General features: G+C 40.3%; 22 protein-coding genes, 7 tRNA genes and 3 rRNA genes. 5 read left to right on the top strand and 27 right to left on the bottom strand.

Going from position 1 to position 25,758, the window contains the following annotated elements; genetic code table 11:
* Positions 1-3 precede the first annotated feature (3 nt).
* The 9 genes from fabF to BSR19_RS01990 form a co-directional block, all read right to left on the bottom strand.
* On the bottom strand, positions 4-1,236 hold the full coding sequence (fabF, locus tag BSR19_RS02030; RefSeq protein WP_002885574.1) for a beta-ketoacyl-ACP synthase II: 1,233 nt from the start codon (positions 1,234-1,236) through the stop codon (positions 4-6).
* Positions 1,237-1,297: 61 nt separating this feature from the next.
* Positions 1,298-2,032: a 3-oxoacyl-[acyl-carrier-protein] reductase gene (gene fabG / locus BSR19_RS02025; protein WP_037601838.1), complete on the bottom strand. Its 735-nt coding sequence runs from the start codon at positions 2,030-2,032 to the stop codon at positions 1,298-1,300.
* Between the two features lie 12 nt (positions 2,033-2,044).
* A complete protein-coding gene (gene fabD, locus BSR19_RS02020; RefSeq protein ID WP_156246376.1) occupies positions 2,045-2,965 on the bottom strand; it encodes an ACP S-malonyltransferase in 921 nt (306 codons plus the stop codon).
* 22 nt (positions 2,966-2,987) lie between these two features.
* Positions 2,988-3,953 (bottom strand): enoyl-[acyl-carrier-protein] reductase FabK, encoded by a 966-nt coding sequence (fabK, locus tag BSR19_RS02015; RefSeq protein WP_021144652.1) that lies wholly within the window; start codon positions 3,951-3,953, stop codon positions 2,988-2,990.
* 105 nt (positions 3,954-4,058) lie between these two features.
* Positions 4,059-4,283, bottom strand: a complete 225-nt coding sequence (locus BSR19_RS02010; protein ID WP_002885495.1) for an acyl carrier protein — start codon at positions 4,281-4,283, stop codon at positions 4,059-4,061.
* Positions 4,284-4,346: 63 nt separating this feature from the next.
* Positions 4,347-5,309, bottom strand: a complete 963-nt coding sequence (locus tag BSR19_RS02005) for a beta-ketoacyl-ACP synthase III (RefSeq protein WP_013990101.1) — start codon at positions 5,307-5,309, stop codon at positions 4,347-4,349.
* Positions 5,309-5,743 (bottom strand): fatty acid biosynthesis transcriptional regulator FabT, encoded by a 435-nt coding sequence (gene fabT / locus BSR19_RS02000; protein ID WP_002885562.1) that lies wholly within the window; start codon positions 5,741-5,743, stop codon positions 5,309-5,311. Before fabT ends, BSR19_RS02005 begins: the two co-directional genes overlap by 1 nt.
* Positions 5,744-5,847: 104 nt before the next feature.
* Positions 5,848-6,639: an enoyl-CoA hydratase gene (locus tag BSR19_RS01995; protein ID WP_013990100.1), complete on the bottom strand. Its 792-nt coding sequence runs from the start codon at positions 6,637-6,639 to the stop codon at positions 5,848-5,850.
* A gap of 211 nt (positions 6,640-6,850) precedes the next feature.
* A complete protein-coding gene (locus tag BSR19_RS01990) occupies positions 6,851-7,489 on the bottom strand; it encodes an HAD family hydrolase (protein WP_156246375.1) in 639 nt (212 codons plus the stop codon).
* A gap of 129 nt (positions 7,490-7,618) precedes the next feature.
* On the opposite strand from BSR19_RS01990, the gene BSR19_RS01985 reads away from it, so the two are divergent.
* A complete protein-coding gene (locus BSR19_RS01985; protein WP_070576611.1) occupies positions 7,619-8,977 on the top strand; it encodes an aspartate kinase in 1,359 nt (452 codons plus the stop codon).
* A gap of 151 nt (positions 8,978-9,128) precedes the next feature.
* Here BSR19_RS01985 and asnA read toward each other — a convergent pair whose 3' ends face one another.
* Both asnA and rlmD read right to left on the bottom strand, forming a co-directional pair.
* Positions 9,129-10,121: an aspartate--ammonia ligase gene (gene asnA, locus BSR19_RS01980; protein ID WP_155124126.1), complete on the bottom strand. Its 993-nt coding sequence runs from the start codon at positions 10,119-10,121 to the stop codon at positions 9,129-9,131.
* A gap of 109 nt (positions 10,122-10,230) precedes the next feature.
* Positions 10,231-11,586 (bottom strand): 23S rRNA (uracil(1939)-C(5))-methyltransferase RlmD, encoded by a 1,356-nt coding sequence (gene rlmD, locus BSR19_RS01975; protein ID WP_156246374.1) that lies wholly within the window; start codon positions 11,584-11,586, stop codon positions 10,231-10,233.
* A 34-nt stretch (positions 11,587-11,620) separates the two neighbouring features.
* On the opposite strand from rlmD, the gene recX reads away from it, so the two are divergent.
* Entirely contained in the window at positions 11,621-12,397 is a 777-nt protein-coding gene (gene recX, locus BSR19_RS01970; RefSeq protein WP_156246373.1) for a recombination regulator RecX, read from the top strand.
* A 71-nt stretch (positions 12,398-12,468) separates the two neighbouring features.
* On the top strand, positions 12,469-13,002 hold the full coding sequence (gene ntdP, locus BSR19_RS01965; protein ID WP_002886644.1) for a nucleoside tri-diphosphate phosphatase: 534 nt from the start codon (positions 12,469-12,471) through the stop codon (positions 13,000-13,002).
* A gap of 29 nt (positions 13,003-13,031) precedes the next feature.
* Here the strand turns inward: ntdP and BSR19_RS01960 are convergent, their stop codons facing one another.
* The 15 genes from BSR19_RS01960 to BSR19_RS01890 all read right to left on the bottom strand — a co-directional run bounded on the left by BSR19_RS01960 (position 13,032) and on the right by BSR19_RS01890 (position 23,190).
* Positions 13,032-13,691 carry a DUF1803 domain-containing protein gene (locus BSR19_RS01960; RefSeq protein WP_156246372.1) on the bottom strand — a complete coding sequence of 220 codons (660 nt, stop codon included), beginning with the start codon at positions 13,689-13,691 and terminating at the stop codon, positions 13,032-13,034.
* Between the two features lie 54 nt (positions 13,692-13,745).
* Positions 13,746-14,678: a manganese-dependent inorganic pyrophosphatase gene (locus BSR19_RS01955; RefSeq protein WP_156246371.1), complete on the bottom strand. Its 933-nt coding sequence runs from the start codon at positions 14,676-14,678 to the stop codon at positions 13,746-13,748.
* Between the two features lie 90 nt (positions 14,679-14,768).
* Positions 14,769-14,840: transfer RNA gene (locus BSR19_RS01950), tRNA-Glu, on the bottom strand.
* Positions 14,841-14,847: 7 nt separating this feature from the next.
* Positions 14,848-14,920: transfer RNA gene (locus BSR19_RS01945), tRNA-Thr, on the bottom strand.
* A gap of 12 nt (positions 14,921-14,932) precedes the next feature.
* Positions 14,933-15,014, bottom strand: a tRNA-Leu gene (locus BSR19_RS01940).
* Between the two features lie 5 nt (positions 15,015-15,019).
* Positions 15,020-15,092 (bottom strand) — tRNA-Lys (locus tag BSR19_RS01935).
* A gap of 19 nt (positions 15,093-15,111) precedes the next feature.
* Positions 15,112-15,184: transfer RNA gene (locus tag BSR19_RS01930), tRNA-Asp, on the bottom strand.
* A gap of 2 nt (positions 15,185-15,186) precedes the next feature.
* Positions 15,187-15,259 (bottom strand) — tRNA-Val (locus BSR19_RS01925).
* A 5-nt stretch (positions 15,260-15,264) separates the two neighbouring features.
* Positions 15,265-15,380, bottom strand: a 5S ribosomal RNA gene (gene rrf, locus BSR19_RS01920).
* An 83-nt stretch (positions 15,381-15,463) separates the two neighbouring features.
* A 23S ribosomal RNA gene (locus tag BSR19_RS01915) occupies positions 15,464-18,363 on the bottom strand.
* A 146-nt stretch (positions 18,364-18,509) separates the two neighbouring features.
* Positions 18,510-18,582, bottom strand: a tRNA-Ala gene (locus tag BSR19_RS01910).
* A 54-nt stretch (positions 18,583-18,636) separates the two neighbouring features.
* Positions 18,637-20,184: ribosomal RNA gene (locus tag BSR19_RS01905) — 16S ribosomal RNA — on the bottom strand.
* Together the 16S, 23S and 5S rRNA genes with 7 tRNA genes alongside form the textbook arrangement of a ribosomal RNA operon.
* Before the next feature lie 416 nt (positions 20,185-20,600).
* The gene (gene hpf, locus BSR19_RS01900) at positions 20,601-21,149 is read right to left on the bottom strand and encodes a ribosome hibernation-promoting factor, HPF/YfiA family (RefSeq protein ID WP_002883786.1); all 549 of its coding nucleotides are present in this window, start codon (positions 21,147-21,149) and stop codon (positions 20,601-20,603) included.
* Positions 21,150-21,227: 78 nt separating this feature from the next.
* Positions 21,228-21,890: a ComF family protein gene (locus BSR19_RS01895; RefSeq protein WP_156246370.1), complete on the bottom strand. Its 663-nt coding sequence runs from the start codon at positions 21,888-21,890 to the stop codon at positions 21,228-21,230.
* Positions 21,871-23,190: a DEAD/DEAH box helicase gene (locus tag BSR19_RS01890; protein ID WP_156246369.1), complete on the bottom strand. Its 1,320-nt coding sequence runs from the start codon at positions 23,188-23,190 to the stop codon at positions 21,871-21,873. The genes BSR19_RS01895 and BSR19_RS01890 overlap by 20 nt, the downstream gene beginning before the upstream one ends.
* Before the next feature lie 54 nt (positions 23,191-23,244).
* Between BSR19_RS01890 and BSR19_RS01885 the strand changes: the two genes are divergently transcribed.
* Both BSR19_RS01885 and cysK read left to right on the top strand, forming a co-directional pair.
* Entirely contained in the window at positions 23,245-23,871 is a 627-nt protein-coding gene (locus BSR19_RS01885) for a YigZ family protein (RefSeq protein WP_060973192.1), read from the top strand.
* Positions 23,872-23,972: 101 nt separating this feature from the next.
* A complete protein-coding gene (gene cysK / locus BSR19_RS01880; RefSeq protein WP_002883742.1) occupies positions 23,973-24,899 on the top strand; it encodes a cysteine synthase A in 927 nt (308 codons plus the stop codon).
* A gap of 147 nt (positions 24,900-25,046) precedes the next feature.
* On the opposite strand, the gene BSR19_RS01875 is transcribed toward cysK, so the two are convergent.
* Positions 25,047-25,706, bottom strand: a complete 660-nt coding sequence (locus BSR19_RS01875; RefSeq protein WP_037600377.1) for a CBS and ACT domain-containing protein — start codon at positions 25,704-25,706, stop codon at positions 25,047-25,049.
* Positions 25,707-25,758 lie beyond the last annotated feature (52 nt).

Genomic DNA, 25,758 nt, shown 5'->3' with positions numbered 1-25,758 from the left:
GAATTAAGCCTCCCAACGTTTAAAGGCAAGAACAGCATTGTGTCCACCAAAACCGAAGGTATTTGAAATTGCGTACTCAATATCAGCTTCTTGACCTTCACCATAAACAACATTAGCTTCGATGTAGTCAGACAATTCTTTTGTACCAGCAGTTTTCGGTACATAGCTATGACGAATAGCTTCGATTGTTGCAATAGCCTCAACTGCACCAGCAGCACCTAGCAAGTGACCTGTAAATGATTTAGTAGATGAAACTGGAACATCTTTACCAAGTACAGAAACAATGGCACCACTTTCACCCTTTTCATTAGCAGGTGTTGATGTCCCGTGAGCATTGACATAATCAACATCTTCAGGTTTGATACCAGCTTCATTGATAGCCAATTTAATTGCTTTAGCAGCACCTGAACCGTCTGGAGTTGGTGTTGTCATGTGGTAGGCATCACAGTTTGATCCGTAACCAACAATCTCAGCCAAGATGTTAGCACCGCGTTTTTGGGCATGTTCCAAGCTTTCGATAACGAGAACCCCTGCACCTTCACCCATAACAAAACCATTACGGTCTTTATCAAATGGAATTGATGAACGTTCTGGATCCTCTGTTGTTGAAAGTGCTGTAAGAGCATTGAAACCACCAATACCAATCTTAGTGATTGAAGCTTCAGCACCACCAGCCAAGACAACATCATGCAAACCGAATTTAATTTCACGGAAGGCTTCACCGATTGCATCGTTGGCAGAGGCACAAGCAGTCGTCACTGATTTACATACCCCTTGAGCACCAATTTTAAGAGCAATGTTACCAGCACCCATGTTTGAAAGTGCTTTAGGGATAAACATTGGTTTGATACGTTTCATCCCACGTTCGTGCATACGAATGATTTGATCTTCAAGTTCTTGAAGACCACCGATACCAGATGACACGATGACACCAACACGATCACGATCTTCTTCTTCCATGTTAAGTCCTGAATTTTCAAGAGCTTCCATAGCAGCATAAATCGCATAAAGTGAGTAAGTGTCCATACGGTTAGTATCTTTTTTCACAAAGTACTTATCGAACGGGAAATCTTGGATCTCACCAGCGTTAAAGACTGGAATTTCAGAAGCATCGAACTTCGTAATTGGTTTGATACCAATTTTACCGTCATGAAGACTGTTCCAAAATTCTTCTGGTGTATTACCGATTGGTGAGGTTACGCCGTAACCTGTAACAACAACACGATTTGTAGACATATATATTCTCCTTTTGTCGGGTGGATATTCTAGTAAATGACTTTTTGATATTGACATTCAATTATTGCATGGTCATACCACCATCAATAGCGATGGTTTGACCTGTGAGATATTCTTGACTAGCCAAGAATGCTGCAACTTCAGCCACTTCTTCTGCTTGACCAATACGTTTCATTGGCACTTGAGCAATCATAGCATCTTTCATTTTCTCTGGAATAGCGTCAGTCATATCTGATTCAATGAAACCAGGAGCAATAGCATTGACACGGACACCACGAGCCGCAACTTCACGCGCCACTGATTTTGTAAAACCAATCAAACCAGCTTTTGAAGCCGCATAGTTAGCTTGACCAATATTCCCCATGAGACCTACAACAGATGACATATTGATGATGGCACCTTGACGAGTCTTAGACATTGGTTTTAAGACAGCCTGTGTCATATTGAAAGCACCAGTCAAGTTGATTTTCAAGACACGTTCAAAATCTTCTTCACTCATCTTCAACATCAACTTATCGTTAGTGATACCAGCATTATTAACTAGCACATCAACACTACCAAGCTTTTCAATAGCTTCAGCTACCATACGTTTAGCATCTTCACCGTTAGAAATATCACCTGAGATACCTACAACAGTTACACCATAATCTGCAAACTGTGCAAGCAAGTCCTCAGAGATTTCAGAACGTCCATTTAAAACAACATTGGCACCAAGACTAGCAAATTTGTGTGCCACAGCTAATCCAATTCCACGTGTTGAACCTGTTACAAAAACATTTTTATTCTTAAGTTCCATGTTTACCTCGTTTTAAGCATTAAGAAGGGCATCAAGACTAGCTTGATCTTCAACATTATGAGTTGGTAAGGTTTTATCAATTTTCTTCAAGAAGCCCGACAAGACTTTTCCTGGACCAATCTCAATTACTTCATCTACACCAAATTCTTGGATAGTGGCAATCGAATCATAAAAACGTACAGGTTCCATCACCTGACGAGCCAAAAGTGCTTTGACGTCTTCTGACTTCATGATTTGAGCCTCAGTATTACCTACTAAAGGAAGCGTAAAGTCCTTGAATGACACTTTCTCAAGTTCTGCTGCCAATTTTTGACTAGCTGATTCAAGTAAAGCTGTATGGAACGGCCCTGAAACATTAAGAGGAATCAAACGTTTAGCACCAGCTTCTTTAAGCAATTCCACAGCATAATCAACAGCCTCAACTTCACCACCAATAACAATTTGTGCTGGAGTATTATAGTTAGCAGGCGTTACTACACCCTTTTCAGATGCTTTTTGACAGATTTCTTCAATCAAACTTGGATCTGTATTCATGACAGCAACCATTTTCCCACTTCCAGCAGGAGCAGCTGTTTCCATGAATTCTCCACGTTTAGCAACCAAGGCTACCGCACCCTCAAATGAGAGTGCTCCAGCCGCAACTAGGGCAGAATATTCACCCAAAGAGAGACCGGCAACAATATCAGGAGTGATACCATTTTCTGCCAAAAGGCGATAAATGGCTACTGACGTTGTCAAAATAGCTGGTTGAGTATAGCGTGTCTGATTAAGTTTTTCTTCGTTAGAATCAATCAATTCACGCAAATCATAACCTAGAATACGACTAGCCGTATCAAATGTCTCTTTGACAACGGGATAAGTCGCATACAAATCGCTCGCCATGCCCAATTTCTGAGCCCCTTGACCAGCAAATAAGAACGCACGTTTTGTCACTATCCTAATCCTTTCGACGTTTTTAGACGTTTACATCTGCCCAACGAGCAGCTTCTTCTTTAATCACCTTGGCAGCACCTGTGTATAGGTCTTCCAAGATTTCTGCACATGTTTCTTCTTTACGAACAAGACCTGCAATTTGTCCAGCCATAACTGAACCATATTCCACATCTCCATCAACAACCGCGTTACGAAGGGCACCTGCACCAAGCTCTTCAATTTCCTCTTGAGTCTTCTTACCAGCCAAGAAATCTTTTTCAGCTTGGTTATATTCAGTAGCCAATTTATTCTTAATCGCACGAACTGGGTGTCCAACAACTGAGGCTGAAATAACAGTATCAATATCTTTAGCCTTCAAAATCTTATCTTTGAAGTTTTGGTGTGCATTAGACTCTTTAGCAACAGCGAAACGCGTACCAACCTGAACAGCTTCTGCTCCAAGCATAAGAACAGCAGCCATACCACGTCCATCAGCAACACCACCAGCTCCAATAACTGGGATAGATACCGCATCAGCAACTTGGCGAACAAGTGCCATAGTTGTCAATTTACCGATGTGACCACCAGCTTCCATACCTTCTGCGACAACAGCATCTGCTCCAAGTTTTTCCATACGTTTAGCAAGTGCTACCGATGGAATAACTGGGATTACTGTAATTCCAGCATCGTGGAAACGCTCCATATATTTACCTGGATTTCCGGCTCCTGTTGTAACAACCTTAACGCCCTCTTCGATAACGAGGTCAACGATGTCATCTGCAAATGGTGACAAAAGCATGATATTAACACCGAAAGGTTTGTCAGTGATTTGTTTTACTCTATCAATATTAGCTTTTACCACTTCTTTAGGGGCATTACCGCCACCAATAATTCCGAGTCCACCAGCATTTGAAACGGCTCCTGCCAAGTCGCCATCAGCAACCCAGGCCATACCACCTTGGAAGATTGGATATTTAATTCCTAACAGTTCTGTAATACGAGATTTCATTTTGCACCTTTTTTCGATTTTTTAATCAAATAAATAGTTTAATAATCAAAGTAATTGTATAAACAAAGGAGAATATCCCAAATAAGAATATTCTCTATGCCCTGCTTATTTAGTTTTTTCTTCTACGTAAGCAACAAGGTCACCAACAGTGTTAAGACCTTCTTCAGTTTCGATTTGGATATCGAACTCATCTTCGATTTCTGAGATAACTTGGAACACGTCAAGTGAGTCAGCGTCAAGTTCGTCAAAAGTAGTTTCTACTTTTACTTCTTCTGCATCTTTCCCAAGTTCTTCAACGATGATTTCTTGTACTTTTTCAAATACTGCCATTTTAATTTCTCCTTTAAGATAAATATATTTCTTATAATCTATGCTGGTGCATAATTTATATAACTAGATTTTAACAATAAGACTGCCCCATGTCAAACCCCCACCAAAACCTGATAAGAGAATTGTTTGACCGCTGTCTAATTTTAAGGTCCCATTCGCCACGTTTTCAGAAAGCAGAATTGGGATACTTGCCGCACTGGTATTACCATAAGACATCATGTTTGCCAAGAATTTATCACGACTGACATCGATTTTCTTAGCCATAATATCCAAAATACGAATATTAGCTTGATGAAGAAGGAAGTAATCAGGCTCACCTTTTTCTTCAACCAAGGCCTTAATACTCTTTGAAACCGTCTTAACGGCAAAATCAAAGATTGCTTTCCCATCCATTTGCATATAGGGATTAGGCTGATCAGACTCATCTGAATAAGGCGAGATAACTGCAGAAGCTCCTGACTCAAGACCACCCTTGCTACCATCGGTATTTAAAGATTCTCCGAAGAAATGTTCTTCTTCAGTTTCTTCCAAGAGGACTCCGCCAGCACCATCTCCAAAGAGGACAGCTGTTGTACGGTCAGACCAGTCTAAAGTTTTTGAAAGAACTTCAGAACCAATGACTAAACCTTTTTTGTATGCGCCTGACTTTATCAATTTTTCTGCGGTTGCTAAAGCAAAGATAAACCCACTACATGCCGCAGTAATATCAAAAGCAAAGGCGTTGACTGCACCAATTGCTCCTTGAACTCGAGCCGCTACTGACGGCATAGAACTATCAGGAGAAATCGTTGCAACTAAAACAAAGTCTAGCTCCTCAGGAGCTAATCCTGATTTTTCTAATAGCTGATGAGCAACATTGGTAGCTAAATCACTCGTATTCTCATTCAATGAGATGCGACGTTCCTGAATACCTGTACGTGAGCGAATCCACTCATCGCTAGTATCCATGATTTTTGATAGGTCATCATTAGTCACGACCTGAGCAGGTGCATAATGGGCAACCTGACTAATTTTTGCAAATGCCATTATTTCAACTCCTCAAGAAAGGCGTGGAGATTTTCCAATCCCTTGCTCATAACCTTCAATTCCTCGTCGTTAAAGCCTTCTGTAATCCTCATCACCATTGATTTATGAAAACGACGGTGAAGACGATATACCAAACGACCCTTTTTAGAAAGCGAAAGATGGACCACACGACGGTCAACTGATGAACGCGTACGGACAATATAACCTTTCTTTTCAAGTTTATTGAGAGATGTTGTTACAGTACCAAGAGTTAGCATGAGTTCTTTAGCTACTGCACTTGGTGTCGTATCTGGATGTGTACCGATCACATCAATGGTATGCATTTCCTTGAGGGAAACATCGTTAAACTTTGAATTCTTTAAACTTGCTTCTTCGATAATAACTACGTTATTAAAAATATCAACAAGATAGCCATCAATTTTGTCGTAATTCACACCAGACTCCTTTCAATAAAACTTTGACTTTCAAATTATATCAGACTCAAACTAATTTCGCAAGCCCGATTAAAAAACTTTAGTTTTTCTTTTAGAAAATGTGGCTATTTCCCTTGGAATTTAGGTCGACGACGCTCACTATAAGCACGTACCCCTTCTTTGAAGTCTTCTGTGAAAGCAAGAGATTTTTGCAAGTCAAGTTCCAACTTAGCGTAATTTTCCCATCCTGCAAATTCAGATTCCCAAACCATTTCTTTAATGGCTTTAAAGGAATTCACTGAAGAGCGGTTCAATTTTTTAATCAATTGACTCACAGTTTTTTCAAGTTTTTCTGACTCAACAACTTTGTAGGCAATTCCCCAGTCCAAGGCTTTTTCAGCTGATACTGGCTCTCCTGTCATGGTAATTTGAGTCGCACGGTTAATACCGATTGAACGTGTCAAAAGGTAGAGACCTCCAGCGTCAGGTGCCAAACCAACACCTACAAAAGCTTGGATGAATTTAGCTTTATCAGATGCAATCGTAAAGTCTGCTGCAACAGCTAAGTTAGCTGCAGCACCTGCACATGGTCCATCAACTACCATGATGACTGGCTTAGGCAATTTTTTAAGAGCAAAAGAAATTTCATTTACCTGCTCAGCAATACGAACCAAAGACTGTACATCATCTACAGCAACCGCTTTTTGCATTTGATCAAGGTCACCACCAACAGAAAAGACTTTTCCATTAGCATTGATTACCAAGAATTTTACTGACGCATCTTGTTTAGCTTCCTCAATTGCAGCCATAATCTCATCACAAACTGGAATATTAAATCCATTTTGCACTTCTGGACGATTAAGCGTTAAAGTTGCTACTCCATCTTCAACACTATAAAGAATTGTTTCGTAAGCCATTTTTTGCATTCCTCCGATAACTAGTTCCTATATGAAAACCGTATGTTCTTTATATTTTTATCACAATTTTATTTGATGAATAGATAATTTGATTATCAAATCATTCATCGTTAATTTCTAGTATACCATAGTCCATCTAAAGGTCAACAAAAACTTAGAGTTTTTTAATTTGATACATCAAAACACCGAGTTCTACAACTCGGTGTCTCTTCTATTTTAATAAATCTAAAACATCTATAAGGTTATCCAACAAGCCTTTGGCTGCACCTTGATCCATGCCAAAACGATTATCTTTAATGGCCCAAACCTCAACACCTGCAGCGACTCCAGCAGCAATCCCCTTTTCGCTATCTTCGATAATCAGCGCCTGATTTGCTTCCACGTTCAAATGCTGTAATGCTGTCAGATAAATCTCTGGATTGGGTTTACTCTCTTTAAATTCTTCTCCTGAGAGAACCACATCAAAGAAACCGTTCAAATGATTTTCCTCCAAAGCTCTAAGGATATCTGCCTTTACTGAGCTAGAAGCTAAACCTATTTTCAACCCTTGAGAATTCACTTCATTCAAGACCTTGAAAACATCAGGAAAGATTAATTCTTTATAGGGTAAGGGGTTGTCTTGTTTATAGGCATTGTACTCTTCTTGTAAAGTTGGCACATCCCAGTTATCATAGTCATCTCTGAGAATATTTTCCCAAACTTGCTTGGTATTTCCACCTATAAAGAAAGACGGGGGTAAATGGTCTATTGAAATTCCCTTTTGAGCTAAGAAATTTGCACGTCGATCATAATAATATTTTTCAGTGTCAAAAAGGACACCATCCATATCAAAAATAATTGCCTCTACCACGGGATATCCTCCTTTTCTTTCCTTATTGTACCATAATCAGACTAAATCTTACTTGCTTTTAAAAACAATGTGACAAATTGTCAGAATTTTGCTATAATTGTAGAGTAATTTAAAATTTTTGGAGTAACTATGAAAGTCATCAAATTCGGTGGGAGCTCACTTGCTTCAGCCACACAATTAGAAAAAGTCTTAAACATTGTAAAATCTGACCCTGAACGTCGCTTTGTCGTAGTATCAGCCCCTGGTAAACGTAACGATGAAGATACCAAAGTCACAGACGCCTTGATTAAATACTATAAACACTACACAAAAGGTGCTGATGTCAAAGCTGACCAAGAATGGATTATTAACCGCTACCAAGCTATGGTCGATGAGCTAGGCTTCAAATCAACAGAAATGGCGAAGATTGCTAAATCTATCAACGATCTTGCCACTCTTCCTATTGAAGACAATGATTTCCTTTATGATACTTTCCTAGCTGCAGGGGAAGATAATAACGCAAAATTAATCGCAGAATATTTCCGTAATAACGGTATTGAAGCACGTTACGTTCACCCTCGCCAAGCTGGTATTTTTGTCTCAAGCGAACCTGGAAATGCTCGTATCCTTCCAGGAGCTTATGACAAGTTGGAAGAGCTTCGTGAATCAGATGAGGTTCTTGTAATCCCCGGTTTCTTCGGTGTTACCCCTGATAATCAAATTTGTACTTTCTCACGTGGAGGCTCTGATATCACTGGTTCTATCGTTGCAGCTGGAGTTAAGGCAGATTTATATGAAAACTTCACAGATGTAGATGGTATTTTCGCAGCCCATCCTGGTGTCGTTCATGAACCACATTCAATTCCAGAGTTGACTTACAAGGAAATGCGTGAATTGGCATATGCTGGCTTCTCAGTTCTTCATGACGAAGCCCTTCTCCCTGCCTACCGTGGTAAAATTCCACTCGTTATTAAAAATACAAATAACCCAGACCACCCAGGCACACGCATTATTCTTGAACACAAGGGTGCAACTGTTCCTGTCGTTGGTATCGCGAGTGATGATAAATTCGTCAGCATCAATATGAGCAAATACCTCATGAACCGTGAAGTTGGTTTTGGACGTAAGGTTCTCCAAATTTTGGAAGATTTAAACATCCGTTGGGAACACATGCCTTCTGGAATCGATGATCTCTCAATCATTATTCGAGAACGTGAACTTACCCCAATCAAAGAACAAGAAATTCTTTCATACTTGACTCGTGAACTCGGTGTTGATGAAGTTGAAATTGAACATGGCCTTTCAATCCTCATGATTGTTGGTGAAAATATGAAAGACCACATCGGTGTTACAGCGACAGCGGCTAAAGCGCTCTCTGAAAAACATATTAACCTAGAAATGATTTCCCAAGGTTCTAGTGAGGTTTCTGTTATGTTTGTAATTGAAACCGAGCAAGAAAAAGCAGCTGTCAGAGCTCTTTACGATGCTTTTTTCCGTAGTGGCGACTAATCTAAAAACCTATCTCCTTCAAGGGATAGGTTTTTTCTTTATGAGAAAAACGAAGTCAGCTCTCATCATATCTACACCAATAGCAAATTCATTGATCAATTATACGCAGCAATTGCTAACCAAAAAGCACTAACGAAAGTTAGTGCTTTTTTTACAAGATATTTTCGTAACTTTCACGAACGGCATCTGGCCAAACTGAAGTTTGAACCTCACCAATATGTTTCTTACGAAGCAAGAACATAGCCATACGTGACTGACCAATACCTCCACCAATTGTTAGTGGGAAAAGGCCATGTAACAAGGCTTGGTGCCAATCCAATTTCAAACGATTCTGGTCGCCAGTAATTTCAACCTGACGTTTAAGGGCATCTTCGTCAACACGAATACCCATTGATGACAATTCAAAGGCATGTCCTAATTGTTCATTCCAAACCAAGATATCTCCATTCAAACCATGGTAGCCATTCTCAGACTCAGTTGTCCAGTCATCATAGTCAGGTGCACGACCATCATGTGGTTTTCCATCAGGAAGAACACCACCGATACCAATCAAGAATACAGCACCATATTCCTTAGTAATAGCATCTTCACGCTCTTTTGGTGTCAAATCAGGGTACTTCTCAACAAGTTCTTCTGAATGGATGAAGGTAATTTTCTTAGGTAAAATAGCTTCAATATCGTAACGTGCTTCAACTGCTAGCTCAGTCAAACGAATAACCTTATAAATGGTTTCAACAGTTTCTTTCAAGTAAGCGATATTTCGATGTCCGTCAGGAATAACTTTTTCCCAGTCCCATTGGTCAACGTAAACAGAGTGCGTTGCATCCAATGAATCTTCATCTGGACGAAGAGCCTTCATATTAACCACGAGCCCTTCACCTTCATTGAAACCAAAACGAGCCAAAGTATGGCGTTTCCATTTTGCTAATGAGTGAACAACTTCGTATGTTGCGTCAGGAATCTGAAGCACATTAACAGTTACAGGATTTTCAATACCGCTCAAATTATCCTGCATACCATCCCCGACCTTACTCAAAATAGGCCCTTGCACTTCAACGACGTCAAGTTTATCAATCAAATACTGTGTAAAAGTATTCTTCACAAAAGAAATTTCCTCTTGTTGATGAATGAAGCTCTTTTTCATACGCTCCTCCTTTAAAAAATCGATAAGCCTATTATACTCCTATTTTTCAGAAAAATAAAGAAATTTTCCAACAATTTGGAAAATTTCTTGTTTTTTATGTTAGGTTTTATCACATTTTCTTAGTCAGCTTCACAACTGCTTCTGTTCGAGCTGTATGAGGAAACATGTCTACTGACTGAATATAATTAACATCATAAACTTTAGCCAAAGAAACTAGGTCTCTAGCCAAAGTAGATACATTACATGAAACATAAACCATTTTTTCAGGAGTGTAGGCCAGTATCGTTTTAAGTAGCTTATCATCTAAACCAGTTCTAGGTGGATCCACAATAAGAGCATCTGCTCGATAGCCTTCCTTGTACCAACGAGGAATGATATCTTCTGCTTTCCCCGCCTCATAGTGAGCATTTTCCAGTCCAAGTGATTTAGCATTCTTTCTAGCATCCTCAATAGCCTCTGGAATAATATCCATACCTCGAATACTCTTTACCTTATTTGCAAAAGCAAGTCCAATAGTACCAACGCCACAATAAGCATCAATAAGGTGTTCAGCCTGACCTACATCCAAAGCTTCAACGGCCTGACCATAGAGTACCTCTGTTTGTTGAGGATTCAACTGGTAAAACGCACGAGGAGAGAGAGCAAAGCTATAGTCCAGTACCTCTTCTTGAATAGTGTCTTGCCCCCAAAGAATTTCCGTCTCTTGACCATAAATCTCGCTAGATTTCGAATAATTATAATTGACAGCAATTGTTACAATTTCTGGAAAACTTTCCGTCAATTCCTTAACTAATTTAGTGAAAGAAACTGATTTAGAGGTTACAAAAATCAACTGGACCTGATTTGAACCCAAAGCACGTCGTATCATAACGGTCCGAATTCCAGAAATTTTACGCTCATTATAAATTGGCAACCTGTATTTATCTAACAAATTTGTCACCTTATTCATGATGACTTGAGTTAGCTCATCCTGAACTAGGCAATCATCAATATTAATGAGGCGATGACTCCCTTCCGCAAATAAGCCAGCTTTGACTGAACCACCAAAAGAACGGGTTTGAAATTGTAGTTTAGCTCGGTAATGTTGTGGTTGCTCCATCCCTATTGTTGGACGAATGTCATATGACTCAAAATTAGCCGGTTTAAACTTCTTCAAGGCTTGTCCTAATAAGTCAGTTTTAAACTCTAATTGCTTATCATAACGAAGATGCATTAACTGGCAACCGCCACAGTCTTCATAAATACTACATGCAGGTTCAACACGAAACTTAGAAGGCTTATTAATCTTTAATAATTTTGCCTGAACAAAGTTTCTCTTAACAGAAACAACCTGACAGAATACTTCTTCACCCTTCAAAGCCCCTGGCACAAAAACTAGAGTTTTCTTATAAAAACCAATGCCTTCGCCATTGATTCCCATGCGTTTTATCTTAAGCGTGATACGCTGTTTCACTTGTAAATTCATACTACCATTCTAACATTTTGATATAATAATAACTATGAAAATCACAAAAATCGAGAAGAAAAAGAGACTTTATCTCCTTGAGATAGACAAAAAAGAGAGTCTCTACGTTACAGAAGATACCATCGTTAAATACATGTTGACAAAAGAAATGATACTGGACAAAGATCAACTAGAGAATATTAAATCCTTTGCCCAGTTCTCGCATGGTAAAAACTTAGCCCTCTATTTTATTTCATTTAAACAACGTACTGAGAAAGAGGTAAAAGATTACCTTTTTAAACATGAAATAAACCCTCATATAATTCCAAAAATTATTGATAATCTAAAAAGAGATCACTGGATTGATGATTACAAACTCCTAGAAAGTCTAGCTCAACAAAATCTGAATTCAGGTGATAAAGGAGCCTATGTGCTGAAGCAAAAATGGCTTCAAAAAGGTTGTAACAAACAGATCATTGACGATGTTTTAAGTCAATTTGATTTCTCAGAAATAGCCATTAGAGTAGCTTCAAAACTGTTACGAAAATATCAGGAAAAACTACCATCTAAAGCCCTAAAAGATAAATTAACTCAAAGCCTTATCAATAAAGGTTTTTCATTTCAAGAAAGTAAACTAGCAATCAATCATCTAGAACTTGAAGCAGATGAAGAAACTGAACAAGCTCTCCTTTATAAAGAAATAGATAAGCAATATCAAAAATTTAGTAAAAAATACGACGGTTATGAACTTAAGCAGCGCTTGACACAATCTTTAGCCAGAAAAGGTTATGACTTTGATGCCATAGCATCCGCTCTAAGAGAATATTTATAGGAATTCTCCCCTCTTTTCAAAAAATTATGATACAATAATGGGGATAACCCTTATTGTAGAAAGAGGACGCCATGAAATTACCAAAAGAAGGCGACTTTATCACAATTCAAAGTTATAAGCATGATGGTAGTTTGCACCGTACTTGGCGCGATACTATGGTACTAAAGACAACTGAGAATGCTGTTATTGGCGTTAACGACCACACCCTCGTTACTGAAGCAGACGGAAGACGATGGGTAACACGTGAACCTGCTATTGTTTATTTCCACAAAAAATACTGGTTTAATATTATAGCCATGATTAGGGATAACGGCATTTCCTACTACTGCAATTTAGCTAGTCCATATATTTTGGACCAAGAAGCACTAAAATATATTGACTACGACCTAGATGTCAAGGTCTTCGCTGATGGTGAAAAAAAATTGCTAGATGTAGATGAGTATGAAACACATAAAAAAGAAATGCATTACTCTCCTGATATTGACTATATCTTAAAGGAACATGTTAAAATCTTGGTAGATTGGATTAACAATGGTAAGGGGCCATTTTCGCAATCTTATGTTAACATCTGGTACAAACGTTATCTTGAACTAAGGAATCGTTAAAGTTGTCATAAAAAAGACTAGTAATAATACTAGTCTTTTTTTGCACTAAAAACGAATGCTTCGGAATCTAAGTCCATATTCAAAAGATAACGACCTTCTTCTACTTGAATAAGATACCCTAATAATTCTAAAGCATCAACAAAAATATTCCTTCTCTTTTGAAGTACATACTCCTTCCTTATGTATTTTAATAGAAAAGTCGTTACATGTTTCAAAAAGTATTCAGGATTAACATCCCCTAATTTGTCATATAATCTATTCTGCTCTTCAGATAATGGTAGATTTTCTCTTAATTTATAGAAATAATTTGAAATCGTAAGTTCGTCTCTCGTGATACCCGTTTGTTCGATAATAACAACATCATTAGTAGAATTAGATATCTCAGTAACAAATTTACGATTTAATAGCTCTAAATAACAAGTAGAATCATCTTCAATAAAAAAATGCTGATCTAAGTCAATTGTAGAAGAATCCAACACAAGACTAATTAATAAACGGTAACGTTTCTCAAATCGTTCAATATAGCCTACTTTTACAAACTCCTCAATTAATTTATCTATATTCTTTTGAAAAGGAAACTGCCTTTTTATTGCTCTCAGGGTCACAGGCTGATTAAGATATAGATAATTCACTATTTCCATAAAAAAAGCTTGCTTACATAGTTTATTTGGGTTAAATTGTATTATCATAAGAAGTATTATACCATTAATCAGACCACTAAAAAAAGGCCTGACGGCCTAATTTTATGCATTAAAGCTTTCAGTCAACTGTGGTACCACTTGTTTCTTACGAGAAACGGCACCTTCAAGGAAAGCATGATTATTTTCTAAAACAAAATCAAAAGCATTTTCAACTTTATCAGTATTTGAACCAAGTGCAAGAATTTCTGAATTTGAATTAAGGATATCAGTAATCATTAAGACAAAGTCAGAGTATCCATTGCTTTTAATTGAGTTATTAATAGCTTCTTCGATTTCCTCTTGACGAGAAAGAACATCTGCAATATCAACAGTATTAACTTGTGCAACACGAACTTGATTGCCATTCAATTCGAAAGTTTTGGCATCAATATCAATAAGTTCTTCAGCAGATTTAGAAGAAAGATTAGTACCAGCTTTAAGCATAGCTAGACCATATTCTTCTAGATTAACACCAGCAATTTCTGCAAGTTCAGCTGCGACTGCAGGATCTGAAGCATGTGTAGTTGGAGATTTAAGAAGAAGAGTATCTGAAATCAAACCTGACAAAAGCAAACCAGCCACTTCCTTAGGAACTTCAACATTGTTTTCTTTAAACATACGATAAACAATTGAAGATGCAGATCCAACAGGTTCCAATCGCATCATTAATGGATTAGCAGTTTCAAAGTTAGCCACACGATGATGGTCTACTACCTCAACAACCTCAACATCCTTAATATCTGAAATAGATTGTTGAAACTCATTATGATCTGTAAGAATTACTTGATTAACACCCTCTGACAAAGCTGATTCAACAACTCGTGGTGCCTCAACACCAAAATAATCAAGAACGAAAGCAGTTTCTTCGTTAGGAGTACCTAAAGCAACAGCTTCAGCATCAACACCAAGTTGACGTTTCAAATAAGCGTATCCATAAGAAGACCCAATCGCATCAGAATCAGGGTTTTGATGACCAAAAACAAAAACTTTAGACATAAATTCACCTCAAAAATAGTATTATAAGTTATTATAACATATAAAAAAAAGAAACAAAATAAAAAGAGTAACCTAAGTCACTCAAAAATATAGTCCGTACGGGATTCGAACCCGTGTTACCGCCGTGAAAAGGCGGTGTCTTAACCCCTTGACCAACGGACCATCTTTATGCCGGCTACATGACTTGAACACGCGACCCTCTGATTACAAATCAGATGCTCTACCAACTGAGCTAAGCCGGCTAACTTTTCTAATGCGGGTGAAGGGACTTGAACCCCCACGCCGTTAAGCGCCAGATCCTAAATCTGGTGCGTCTGCCAATTCCGCCACACCCGCATATATGACCCGTACTGGGCTCGAACCAGTGACCCATTGATTAAAAGTCAATTGCTCTACCAACTGAGCTAACGAGTCTCAAATATTTCTACTTGAACGGTCCCGACGGGAATCGAACCCGCGATCTTCGCCGTGACAGGGCGACGTGATAACCGCTACACCACGGGACCTATGGGAGTTAACGGGATCGAACCGCTGACCCTCTGCTTGTAAGGCAGATGCTCTCCCAGCTGAGCTAAACTCCCTTTGCGCTAAGCGACTACCGTATCTAACAGGGGGCAACCCCCAACTACATCAGGCGTACTAGGGCTTAACTTCTGTGTTCGGCATGGGAACAGGTGTATCTCCTAGGCTATCGTCACTTAACTCTGAGTATTCTCAACTCAAAATTGAATATCTATACTGTATCAAGAAACCAAATCGTTGTCAATATGTCTCAGTTACTTTCTTTGGATAAGTCCTCGAGCTATTAGTATTAGTCCGCTACATGTGTCACCACACTTCCACTTCTAACCTATCAACCTGATCATCTCTCAGGGCTCTTACTGATATAAAATCATGGGAAATCTCATCTTGAGGTGGGCTTCACACTTAGATGCTTTCAGCGTTTATCCCTTCCCTACATAGCTACCCAGCGATGCTCTTGGCAGAACAACTGGTACACCAGCGGTAAGTCCACTCTGGTCCTCTCGTACTAGGAGCAGATCCTCTCAAATTTCCTACGCCCGCGACGGATAGGGACCGAACTGTCTCACGACGTTCTGAACCCAGCTCGCGTGCCGCTTTAATGGGCGAACAGCCCAACCCTTGGGACCGACTACAGCCCCAGGATGCGACGAGCCGACATCGAGGTGCCAAACCTCCCCGTCGATGTGAACTCTTGGGGGAGATAAGCCTGTTATCCCCAGGGTAGCTTTTATCCGTTGAGCGATGGCCCTTCCATGCGGAACCACCGGATCACTAAGCCCGACTTTCGTCCCTGCTCGAGTTGTAGCTCTCGCAGTCAAGCTCCCTTATACCTTTACACTCTGCGAATGATTTCCAACCATTCTGAGGGAACCTTTGGGCGCCTCCGTTACCTTTTAGGAGGCGACCGCCCCAGTCAAACTGCCCGTCAGACACTGTCTCCGATAGGGATAACCTATCTGGGTTAGAGTAGCCATAACACAAGGGTAGTATCCCAACAACGCCTCACTCGAAACTGGCGTCCCGAGGTCATAGGCTCCTACCTATCCTGTACATGTGGTACAGATACTCAATATCAAACTGCAGTAAAGCTCCATGGGGTCTTTCCGTCCTGTCGCGGGTAACCTGCATCTTCACAGGTACTAAAATTTCACCGAGTCTCTCGTTGAGACAGTGCCCAAATCATTACGCCTTTCGTGCGGGTCGGAACTTACCCGACAAGGAATTTCGCTACCTTAGGACCGTTATAGTTACGGCCGCCGTTTACTGGGGCTTCAATTCATACCTTCGCTTACGCTAAGCACTCCTCTTAACCTTCCAGCACCGGGCAGGCGTCACCCCCTATACATCATCTTACGATTTAGCAGAGAGCTGTGTTTTTGATAAACAGTTGCTTGGGCCTATTCACTGCGGCTGACCATAAGTCAGCGCCCCTTCTCCCGAAGTTACGGGGCCATTTTGCCGAGTTCCTTAACGAGAGTTCTCTCGCTCACCTGAGGCTACTCGCCTCGACTACCTGTGTCGGTTTGCGGTACGGGTAGAGTATAATTAACGCTAGAAGCTTTTCTTGGCAGTGTGACATCACTAACTTCGCTACTAAACTTCGCTCCCCATCACAGCTCAATGTTATAAATATAAGCATTTGACTCATATCACACCTCACTGCTTGGCCAGACACTTCCAATCGTCTGGTTTAGTTAGCCTACTGCGTCCCTCCATCACTATATACTCTAGTACAGGAATATCAACCTGTTGTCCATCGGATACACCTTTCGGTCTCTCCTTAGGTCCCGACTAACCCAGGGCGGACGAGCCTTCCCCTGGAAACCTTAGTCTTACGGTGGACAGGATTCTCACCTGTCTTTCGCTACTCATACCGGCATTCTCACTTCTATGCGCTCCAGCACTCCTCACGGTACACCTTCTTCGCACATAGAACGCTCTCCTACCATACCTATAAAGGTATCCACAGCTTCGGTAATATGTTTTAGCCCCGGTACATTTTCGGCGCAGGGTCACTCGACTAGTGAGCTATTACGCACTCTTTGAATGAATAGCTGCTTCTAAGCTAACATCCTAGTTGTCTGTGCAACCCCACATCCTTTTCCACTTAACATATATTTTGGGACCTTAGCTGGTGGTCTGGGCTGTTTCCCTTTCGACTACGGATCTTAGCACTCGCAGTCTGACTGCCGATTATATCTCGTTGGCATTCGGAGTTTATCTGAGATTGGTAATCCGGGATGGACCCCTCACCCAAACAGTGCTCTACCTCCAAGAGACTTAACATCGACGCTAGCCCTAAAGCTATTTCGGAGAGAACCAGCTATCTCCAAGTTCGTTTGGAATTTCTCCGCTACCCACAAGTCATCCAAGCACTTTTCAACGTGCCCTGGTTCGGTCCTCCAGTGAGTTTTACCTCACCTTCAACCTGCTCATGGGTAGGTCACATGGTTTCGGGTCTACGACATGATACTAATGCGCCCTATTAAGACTCGGTTTCCCTACGGCTCCGTCTCTTCAACTTAACCTCGCATCATATCGTAACTCGCCGGTTCATTCTACAAAAGGCACGCTCTCACCCATTAACGGGCTCGAACTTGTTGTAGGCACACGGTTTCAGGTTCTATTTCACTCCCCTCCCGGGGTGCTTTTCACCTTTCCCTCACGGTACTGGTTCACTATCGGTCACTAGAGAGTATTTAGGGTTGGGAGATGGTCCTCCCAGATTCCGACGAGATTTCTCGTGTCTCGCCGTACTCAGGATACTGCTAGGTATAAAGACTATTTCGAATACGAGGCTATTACTCTCTTTGGCCTACCTTCCCAGGTAGTTCTTCTATAATCTTTAAGTCCACGTTGCAGTCCTACAACCCCGAAGAGTAAACTCTTCGGTTTGCCCTCTTGCCGTTTCGCTCGCCGCTACTAAGGCAATCGCTTTTGCTTTCTCTTCCTGCAGCTACTTAGATGTTTCAGTTCACTGCGTCTTCCTCTACATTACCTTAACAGTAATGAGTGACAGGCATTACCTGCCGGGTTCCCCCATTCGGACATCTCTGGATCATTGCTCACTTACAGCTCCCCAAAGCATTTCGTCGTTAGTCACGTCCTTCATCGGCTTCTAGTGCCAAGGCATCCACCGTGCGCCCTTATTAACTTAACCTTATTTTGGTCTTGCGACCTAACTCATTAAATATTCACAGCGTTTCGGTTTATTTTCTTGTTACTATCTATATGTAATTAATTACATATGGAATTTGATATAGATATTCAATTTTCAATGGACAATACTTGAATCTTTCGATTCAATGGAGCCTAGCGGGATCGAACCGCTGACCTCCTGCGTGCAAAGCAGGCGCTCTCCCAGCTGAGCTAAGGCCCCACAAGACCTCTCAAAACTAAATAAGAAACTCAAGTACATTCCGTTTTTCCTTAGAAAGGAGGTGATCCAGCCGCACCTTCCGATACGGCTACCTTGTTACGACTTCACCCCAATCATCTATCCCACCTTAGGCGGCTGGCTCCAAAAGGTTACCTCACCGACTTCGGGTGTTACAAACTCTCGTGGTGTGACGGGCGGTGTGTACAAGGCCCGGGAACGTATTCACCGCGGCGTGCTGATCCGCGATTACTAGCGATTCCGACTTCATGTAGGCGAGTTGCAGCCTACAATCCGAACTGAGATTGGCTTTAAGAGATTAGCTTGCCGTCACCGACTCGCAACTCGTTGTACCAACCATTGTAGCACGTGTGTAGCCCAGGTCATAAGGGGCATGATGATTTGACGTCATCCCCACCTTCCTCCGGTTTATTACCGGCAGTCTCGCTAGAGTGCCCAACTGAATGATGGCAACTAACAATAGGGGTTGCGCTCGTTGCGGGACTTAACCCAACATCTCACGACACGAGCTGACGACAACCATGCACCACCTGTCACCGATGTACCGAAGTAACTTTCTATCTCTAGAAATAGCATCGGGATGTCAAGACCTGGTAAGGTTCTTCGCGTTGCTTCGAATTAAACCACATGCTCCACCGCTTGTGCGGGCCCCCGTCAATTCCTTTGAGTTTCAACCTTGCGGTCGTACTCCCCAGGCGGAGTGCTTAATGCGTTAGCTGCGGCACTGAATCCCGGAAAGGATCCAACACCTAGCACTCATCGTTTACGGCGTGGACTACCAGGGTATCTAATCCTGTTCGCTCCCCACGCTTTCGAGCCTCAGCGTCAGTTACAGACCAGAGAGCCGCTTTCGCCACCGGTGTTCCTCCATATATCTACGCATTTCACCGCTACACATGGAATTCCACTCTCCCCTTCTGCACTCAAGTTTGACAGTTTCCAAAGCGAACTATGGTTGAGCCACAGCCTTTAACTTCAGACTTATCAAACCGCCTGCGCTCGCTTTACGCCCAATAAATCCGGACAACGCTCGGGACCTACGTATTACCGCGGCTGCTGGCACGTAGTTAGCCGTCCCTTTCTGGTAAGCTACCGTCACAGTGTGAACTTTCCACTCTCACACTCGTTCTTGACTTACAACAGAGCTTTACGATCCGAAAACCTTCTTCACTCACGCGGCGTTGCTCGGTCAGGGTTGCCCCCATTGCCGAAGATTCCCTACTGCTGCCTCCCGTAGGAGTCTGGGCCGTGTCTCAGTCCCAGTGTGGCCGATCACCCTCTCAGGTCGGCTATGTATCGTCGCCTAGGTGAGCCGTTACCTCACCTACTAGCTAATACAACGCAGGTCCATCTTGTAGTGGAGCAATTGCCCCTTTCAAATAAATGACATGTGTCATCCATTGTTATGCGGTATTAGCTATCGTTTCCAATAGTTATCCCCCGCTACAAGGCAGGTTACCTACGCGTTACTCACCCGTTCGCAACTCATCCAAGAAGAGCAAGCTCCTCTCTTCAGCGTTCTACTTGCATGTATTAGGCACGCCGCCAGCGTTCGTCCTGAGCCAGGATCAAACTCTCATTAAAAATTTAATAATTGTTCGAGCGTTAACTCATTACCGTCTTCTGACGATTTATTCTTGTAAATTGACAGGTTATAATTTCTTCTATCATAACCCTGCACTTGGTTTCTTATTCAGTTCTCAAAGGTCTTTGTCTCTGTTAAGACAACTCCTATATTCTAGCAAATCTAGAATAACTTGTCAACACTTTTTCGAAGTTTTTTACTTCTCGTGTTCGCCGCCCCTTCCGAAGCAGCTTATTTATAATATCATCTCTGACTTATCTTGTCAATAACTTTTTTAAAGTTTTGGAACCTTTTCAAGTTTGTGGCAAGTCTGTTAAGACAACTTTTATATCTTAACACCCAATTTAGTTATTGTCAATAGGGTTTTTAAAAAAAAATAAAGGAAGCACGTTTCTCAACCTACTTCCCTTTTTTATTATTTAGCTTCAATCAGACCGTAGTTACCGTCTTCTCGTTTATAGAGAACATTAGTTGTATGATCTTCGCTATCAGTATAGATAAAGAAGTCATGACCCAACAATTCCATTTGAAGGATGGCTTCTTCAACATCCATTGGTTTCAACTCAATGTTTTTAGTTCTTACAACTTCAACAGCTGGTGCTTCTTCAACTTGTTCGTTATTAAAATCAGCTGAGAATACTTCTCCTGTTGGAACTTTTTCACGATGCTTACGTGCAATTTTTGTTTTGTTTTTACGGATTTGTCTTTCAATCTTATCAACCACTAGGTCGATAGAACCATACATATCTTGCGAAACATCTTCTGCTCTTAGTGTTACAGAACCTGTTGGAATAGTAACCTCTACTTTAGCTGTCTTTTCGCGATAAACCTTAAGATTTACACGCGCATTCAATTCTTGGTCTTCGTTGAAGTATTTTTCAACTTTGCTAAGTTTACTTTCAACATAGTCACGAAGTGCTTCAGTTACTTCGATGTTTTCGCCACGGATACTATATTTAATCATAAAAGACCTCTTTCTCGCTTGTTAGCGTTTTCTTTATCTTTATTATATCCTTTTCATGAAAATTTGCAAGGATTTTTATTATCTAGCTAGTGAAAAGGTCAAAACTTCTTTAATACCTATACCTTCTAACAGTTGAACCATCTGATATAAAGTGGAACCCGTTGTATAGATATCATCCACTATAATAATCTTATCTGGTAGATTTATACCTTCCTTGAGACAGAAAGCATTATCTTGACTTAGACGCTCCTCGCGTGTTTTTGAGGATTGCTTCTCAATATCTCTTTTCTCAAAGATATCCCGATAGGGAATTCCCTCTATCAATCCCTCAACTTGGTTGAATCCTCTTTCTGCCAAGCGTTCTTCCGATAATGGGACTGGCACTATGGTATAACCTTTCTTCAAAAATGGTTTTAAGTTGTTTTTAATATCTTGTTGAAATATTTTTCTAAGACAATAGTCTCCCATAAATTTATAGCGACTAAAATACTCTTTCATATTTTCCTCATATCGATAAATAGCAAGGTGCTTAGGAATATAGCCTTTTTTCATCCAAAGTTTACAATCAATACAAGCATCTCCATATAACTCTTTATTACAATTTTGACATCTTTCTTTTGAGAGGTTTTTAAACTGATGTTTACAAGATCGGCAAGAGTACTCTTTTCTTTGGTTAAACATAATAAGGTCTCTTAATTTTGGTAGTGATTCAATCCAATCATTACATAGCAGACACTTCATTGTTAAACCCTCCTTTTTTATTCATAGCTTTTATCTCTTCTCGACACCGAAGCATTGATTTGGATAGTCCTTCATGAAAGAAATAAAGCTTTCCTGTCGGTCTATCTGGTGATCTTCCAACTCGACCTCCAATCTGAATAAGACTCGAACTAGTGTATAAGTGATGATTTGCCATACAAACAAAAACATCTACTTGTGGAAAGGTTACACCACGTTCGAGGATAGTTGTTGTCACTAAGATAGACAGTTCTTTTTCTCGGAACTTCTCTACGATAGTTGAACGCTTCTCGCTTTTTGAGGAAACAAAGGCCATTTTTTCATCTGGAAGATATTTTTGTAGAATACTTGTAAACTTTTCACCTATCGCTATATTTGGAAAGAAGATTAATAGAGGAAATTTTGATTTACGTTGCTTTTTAATCTGATAAAGAAGAGGTCTTGAAAGCTTGCCTCTTGTCAGAGATTTTTGTAATCTGCCCTGCCAGAAGAATTTAGGAAGTACTAAAGGATTTCCATGGAAACGTCTAGCAAGGTGATGTTTTTCTAAAGTCCCAAGTCGAACTTGCTCTTCTAAAGATAATGTTGAAGTCGCTGTTAAGTAAATAAATCGACCGGTTTGGGTCTTCGCCTGTTCTACAGCATGATTTAACATGACATTTCCTACAAAAGGATATGCGTCTACTTCATCTACAATAACTAAGTCAAAACTCTGGTAAAACTTTAGTAGTTGATGTGTGGTAGCTATTACAAGCGGACTACCATCATATGGTTCACTCTCAGCATGAAGCAGGGAAATACTACAAGTAAAATCCCTTTTCATACGTAGAAATAATTCTCGACAAACATCAACCCTAGGACTTGCGATAGCTACATGACCTTTATTTTCAAGAACATAGGCAACGATGTTATAAATCATTTCTGTCTTACCAGCACCGGTCACAGCATGTACGAGACTATCTTTCTGTTTTTGATAAGTTCTCAAAAGTTTCTCTGAGACCTTAGCTTGATAGGGAGTCAGTTCTCCAAACCACTTCAAAACAGGAAATTCAATTTCTGATGTTTTGGAAGGAAAATAATAAAGTTCTTTTCCTTCTTGGTTTCTACCAAAGACAATACATGCTCTACAATAATACTGACCTCCCGGTAATTGCCAATCTTCCTCTATCCGACTGTAACATCTTTTACATCTAAGTTGTTTATCGACCTTTATCATACTTTCTAATGTTAAAGCCTCTGGGTGATAGTCCACTGGCAACTGCTCTTTCGTAAATAGTCGTCCATAATATTCTTTAGGTACCATATCTTTCTATTCGAAAATATGTTTGAATTCATCTTTTTATGATAAAATTTTTTTATGGATTACAAAACTATTGCCAACGATGGAATCGTTGAAGAAGAAATAAAAAAATCTCGTTTTATTTGTCACTTAAAACGTATCAGCAGTGAGGAAGAAGGAAGAGAATATATCGCTCAGATTAAGAAACAGCATCACAAGGCCAATCATTCTTGCTCTGCAATAATCGTTGGTGATGATGGCCAAATTAAGCGTTCCAGTGATGATGGTGAACCTTCTGGAACAGCTGGGGTTCCTATGCTTACTGTTCTAGAAAAACAAGGTCTTACTTATGTCGTAGCAGTTGTGACTCGTTATTTTGGAGGAATCAAGCTTGGAGCAGGTGGTCTTATCCGAGCTTACTCTGGTAGCGTTGCTCATGCTATTGAAGAGATTGGCCGAGTTGAAGTCAAGGAATTAACAGGACTAACCGTAGAGTTAACCTACTCTCAATACCAAGTCTTTTCCAACTTCCTTGAAAAAGAAGGACTCCAAGAATTTGATACAACTTTCTTATCAGATGTTTCTACTACTTTATTTGTCGAAGAGTCTGAGATTGAAAGACTCGGTCAGGAACTAACCGAATTCTATCAAGGGAAAGTTACTTATGAAAAATCTGGAAAGAAAATCGTTGAAATTCCTATCTGATAGTCAAACGTTATCACAGTGATAAAGAAGATGTATTTTACAAGTTGGCCCTACCGTCGTATACTTAGAACCATCAATCAAAGATTAAGAGGATTTTAAATATGACAATTTACAACTCAATTACCGAACTTGTTGGGAAAACACCTGTTATTAAACTTAATTCTATTGTTCCAGAAGGATCAGCAGATGTTTACGTTAAACTCGAAGCATTCAACCCTGGTTCTTCAGTAAAAGACCGTATTGCTCTTCGTATGATTGAAGATGCTGAAAAAGCTGGTACGATTAAACCTGGTGATACCATTGTTGAACCAACTTCAGGTAACACTGGTATCGGTCTTGCTTGGGTCGGTGCTGCTAAAGGCTATAAAGTTGTTATCGTAATGCCTGATACAATGAGTGTTGAACGTCGTAAAATCATCCAAGCTTATGGAGCTGAGCTTGTTTTGACTCCTGGTAGCGAAGGAATGAAGGGTGCAATTGCTAAGGCTAAAGAAGTTGCTGCTGAACGCAATGGTTGGGTACCTCTTCAATTTGCTAACCCATCAAACCCAGCTGTTCATGCGGCTACAACTGGCCAAGAAATTCTTGAAGATTTTGGTGCAGAAGGTTTGGATGCTTTTGTTGCTGGTATCGGTACTGGTGGTACTATTTCAGGTGTTTCAAAAACCCTTAAGGCTGCCAATCCAAATATCAAGGTTTATGGTATCGAAGCTGACGAATCTGCCGTCTTGAATGGTGATAAACCAGGACCACACAAAATCCAAGGTATCTCAACTGGTTTCATTCCTGACACATTGGATACAAAATCATATGACAGTGTTGTGCGTATTCCCTCTGATGAAGCTATCGCAACATCACGTACATTGGGTAGCCAAGAAGGTTTCCTAGCTGGTATCTCATCAGGTGCTGCTATTGCTGCTGCCCTAAAGGTTGCCGCTGAGCTTGGCGAAGGCAAAAAAGTCTTGACACTCTTGCCTGACAATGGTGAGCGCTACCTCTCTACAACACTTTACGATTTTCAAGACTAATAAAAAAGAAGCTGGAGCATAATGCTCTAGCCTCTTTTTATTGTATAAAGTTAAGCCTGTAGTTCATTAATTACTAGAAAAAGTAAGGATTTTAATCTCATTTCCACTGAACTCTTCCTACAAACTTTCTGTTTTTTATCCTTGTTATTAGTCTAACTCTTTTGCTTCTGTTTCTGCAATTTCAGTAACTGTAAATCCTGCTTCTACAAAAACCTTCTTGAGTTGTTCAATCCCAATCTCTCCTTCAACTTGAAGTTCAACACGAAGTACAGTGTCATTTTTAGGGGCAACAATTGTACGTTCGATGTTGAGATTCTCACTAGCAATAAGGTTCGCAATTTTTTCCAAAACACGTGGAGTATCTGTAACTTCCAACCCAATACGAATTCCAGCTTGACCATAACCAGAAATTTCCAAGAAAGCACGAAAGACATCTTTATCTGTGATAATTCCTGAAATTTGGTCATTGTCCACAACTGGAAGGACTCCAACCTTATTTTGAAGCATGATATAGATTGCATCCTCAAGGCTAGCATATTTGGAAACAGTAAGGACATTCTTGATCATGATATCTCCTACTTTTGTCTTATTAAGGAGATAATTCATTTCATAAATTGACAAGCTTGTTGCTTTTGATGGTGAGGCCTCCGCCATTGTACCTTCTGTAACAAGCCCAACAAGTTTATCGTGTTCAATTACTGGCAAACGGCGCAAACCTTTCTCACGCATAATATCTGCAGCTGCTGCAACTGTTGTTTCTGGTGAGACATAAACTACACGTTTCGTCATAAAATCTTTTACTGCCATGTTTCATTTTCCTCCGAATGATTTCTTACTTGTATTATACCACACTAAGTGA

Source organism: Streptococcus salivarius (assembly GCF_009738225.1).
In the GTDB taxonomy this organism is placed as follows: Bacteria; Bacillota; Bacilli; order Lactobacillales; family Streptococcaceae; genus Streptococcus.
This window is presented reverse-complemented; position numbering and strand designations above follow the sequence as displayed.

What these genes read in the sequence shown, in the direction of transcription:
- fabG (WP_037601838.1), bottom strand. Translation starts at nt 2,032, where the DNA reads ATGGAACTTAAGAATAAAAATGTTTTTGTAACAGGTTCAACACGTGGA.
- BSR19_RS01955 (WP_156246371.1), bottom strand. Translation starts at nt 14,678, where the DNA reads ATGTCTAAAGTTTTTGTTTTTGGTCATCAAAACCCTGATTCTGATGCG.
- BSR19_RS01995 (WP_013990100.1), bottom strand. Translation starts at nt 6,639, where the DNA reads ATGGCTTACGAAACAATTCTTTATAGTGTTGAAGATGGAGTAGCAACT.
- recX (WP_156246373.1), top strand. Translation starts at nt 11,621, where the DNA reads ATGAAAATCACAAAAATCGAGAAGAAAAAGAGACTTTATCTCCTTGAG.
- rlmD (WP_156246374.1), bottom strand. Translation starts at nt 11,586, where the DNA reads ATGAATTTACAAGTGAAACAGCGTATCACGCTTAAGATAAAACGCATG.
- BSR19_RS02010 (WP_002885495.1), bottom strand. Translation starts at nt 4,283, where the DNA reads ATGGCAGTATTTGAAAAAGTACAAGAAATCATCGTTGAAGAACTTGGG.
- BSR19_RS01890 (WP_156246369.1), bottom strand. Translation starts at nt 23,190, where the DNA reads ATGGTACCTAAAGAATATTATGGACGACTATTTACGAAAGAGCAGTTG.
- asnA (WP_155124126.1), bottom strand. Translation starts at nt 10,121, where the DNA reads ATGAAAAAGAGCTTCATTCATCAACAAGAGGAAATTTCTTTTGTGAAG.
- hpf (WP_002883786.1), bottom strand. Translation starts at nt 21,149, where the DNA reads ATGATTAAATATAGTATCCGTGGCGAAAACATCGAAGTAACTGAAGCA.
- BSR19_RS01985 (WP_070576611.1), top strand. Translation starts at nt 7,619, where the DNA reads ATGAAAGTCATCAAATTCGGTGGGAGCTCACTTGCTTCAGCCACACAA.
- cysK (WP_002883742.1), top strand. Translation starts at nt 23,973, where the DNA reads ATGACAATTTACAACTCAATTACCGAACTTGTTGGGAAAACACCTGTT.
- BSR19_RS02005 (WP_013990101.1), bottom strand. Translation starts at nt 5,309, where the DNA reads ATGGCATTTGCAAAAATTAGTCAGGTTGCCCATTATGCACCTGCTCAG.
- fabK (WP_021144652.1), bottom strand. Translation starts at nt 3,953, where the DNA reads ATGAAATCTCGTATTACAGAACTGTTAGGAATTAAATATCCAATCTTC.
- fabF (WP_002885574.1), bottom strand. Translation starts at nt 1,236, where the DNA reads ATGTCTACAAATCGTGTTGTTGTTACAGGTTACGGCGTAACCTCACCA.
- BSR19_RS01885 (WP_060973192.1), top strand. Translation starts at nt 23,245, where the DNA reads ATGGATTACAAAACTATTGCCAACGATGGAATCGTTGAAGAAGAAATA.
- ntdP (WP_002886644.1), top strand. Translation starts at nt 12,469, where the DNA reads ATGAAATTACCAAAAGAAGGCGACTTTATCACAATTCAAAGTTATAAG.
- BSR19_RS01875 (WP_037600377.1), bottom strand. Translation starts at nt 25,706, where the DNA reads ATGGCAGTAAAAGATTTTATGACGAAACGTGTAGTTTATGTCTCACCA.
- BSR19_RS01960 (WP_156246372.1), bottom strand. Translation starts at nt 13,691, where the DNA reads ATGATAATACAATTTAACCCAAATAAACTATGTAAGCAAGCTTTTTTT.
- BSR19_RS01895 (WP_156246370.1), bottom strand. Translation starts at nt 21,890, where the DNA reads ATGAAGTGTCTGCTATGTAATGATTGGATTGAATCACTACCAAAATTA.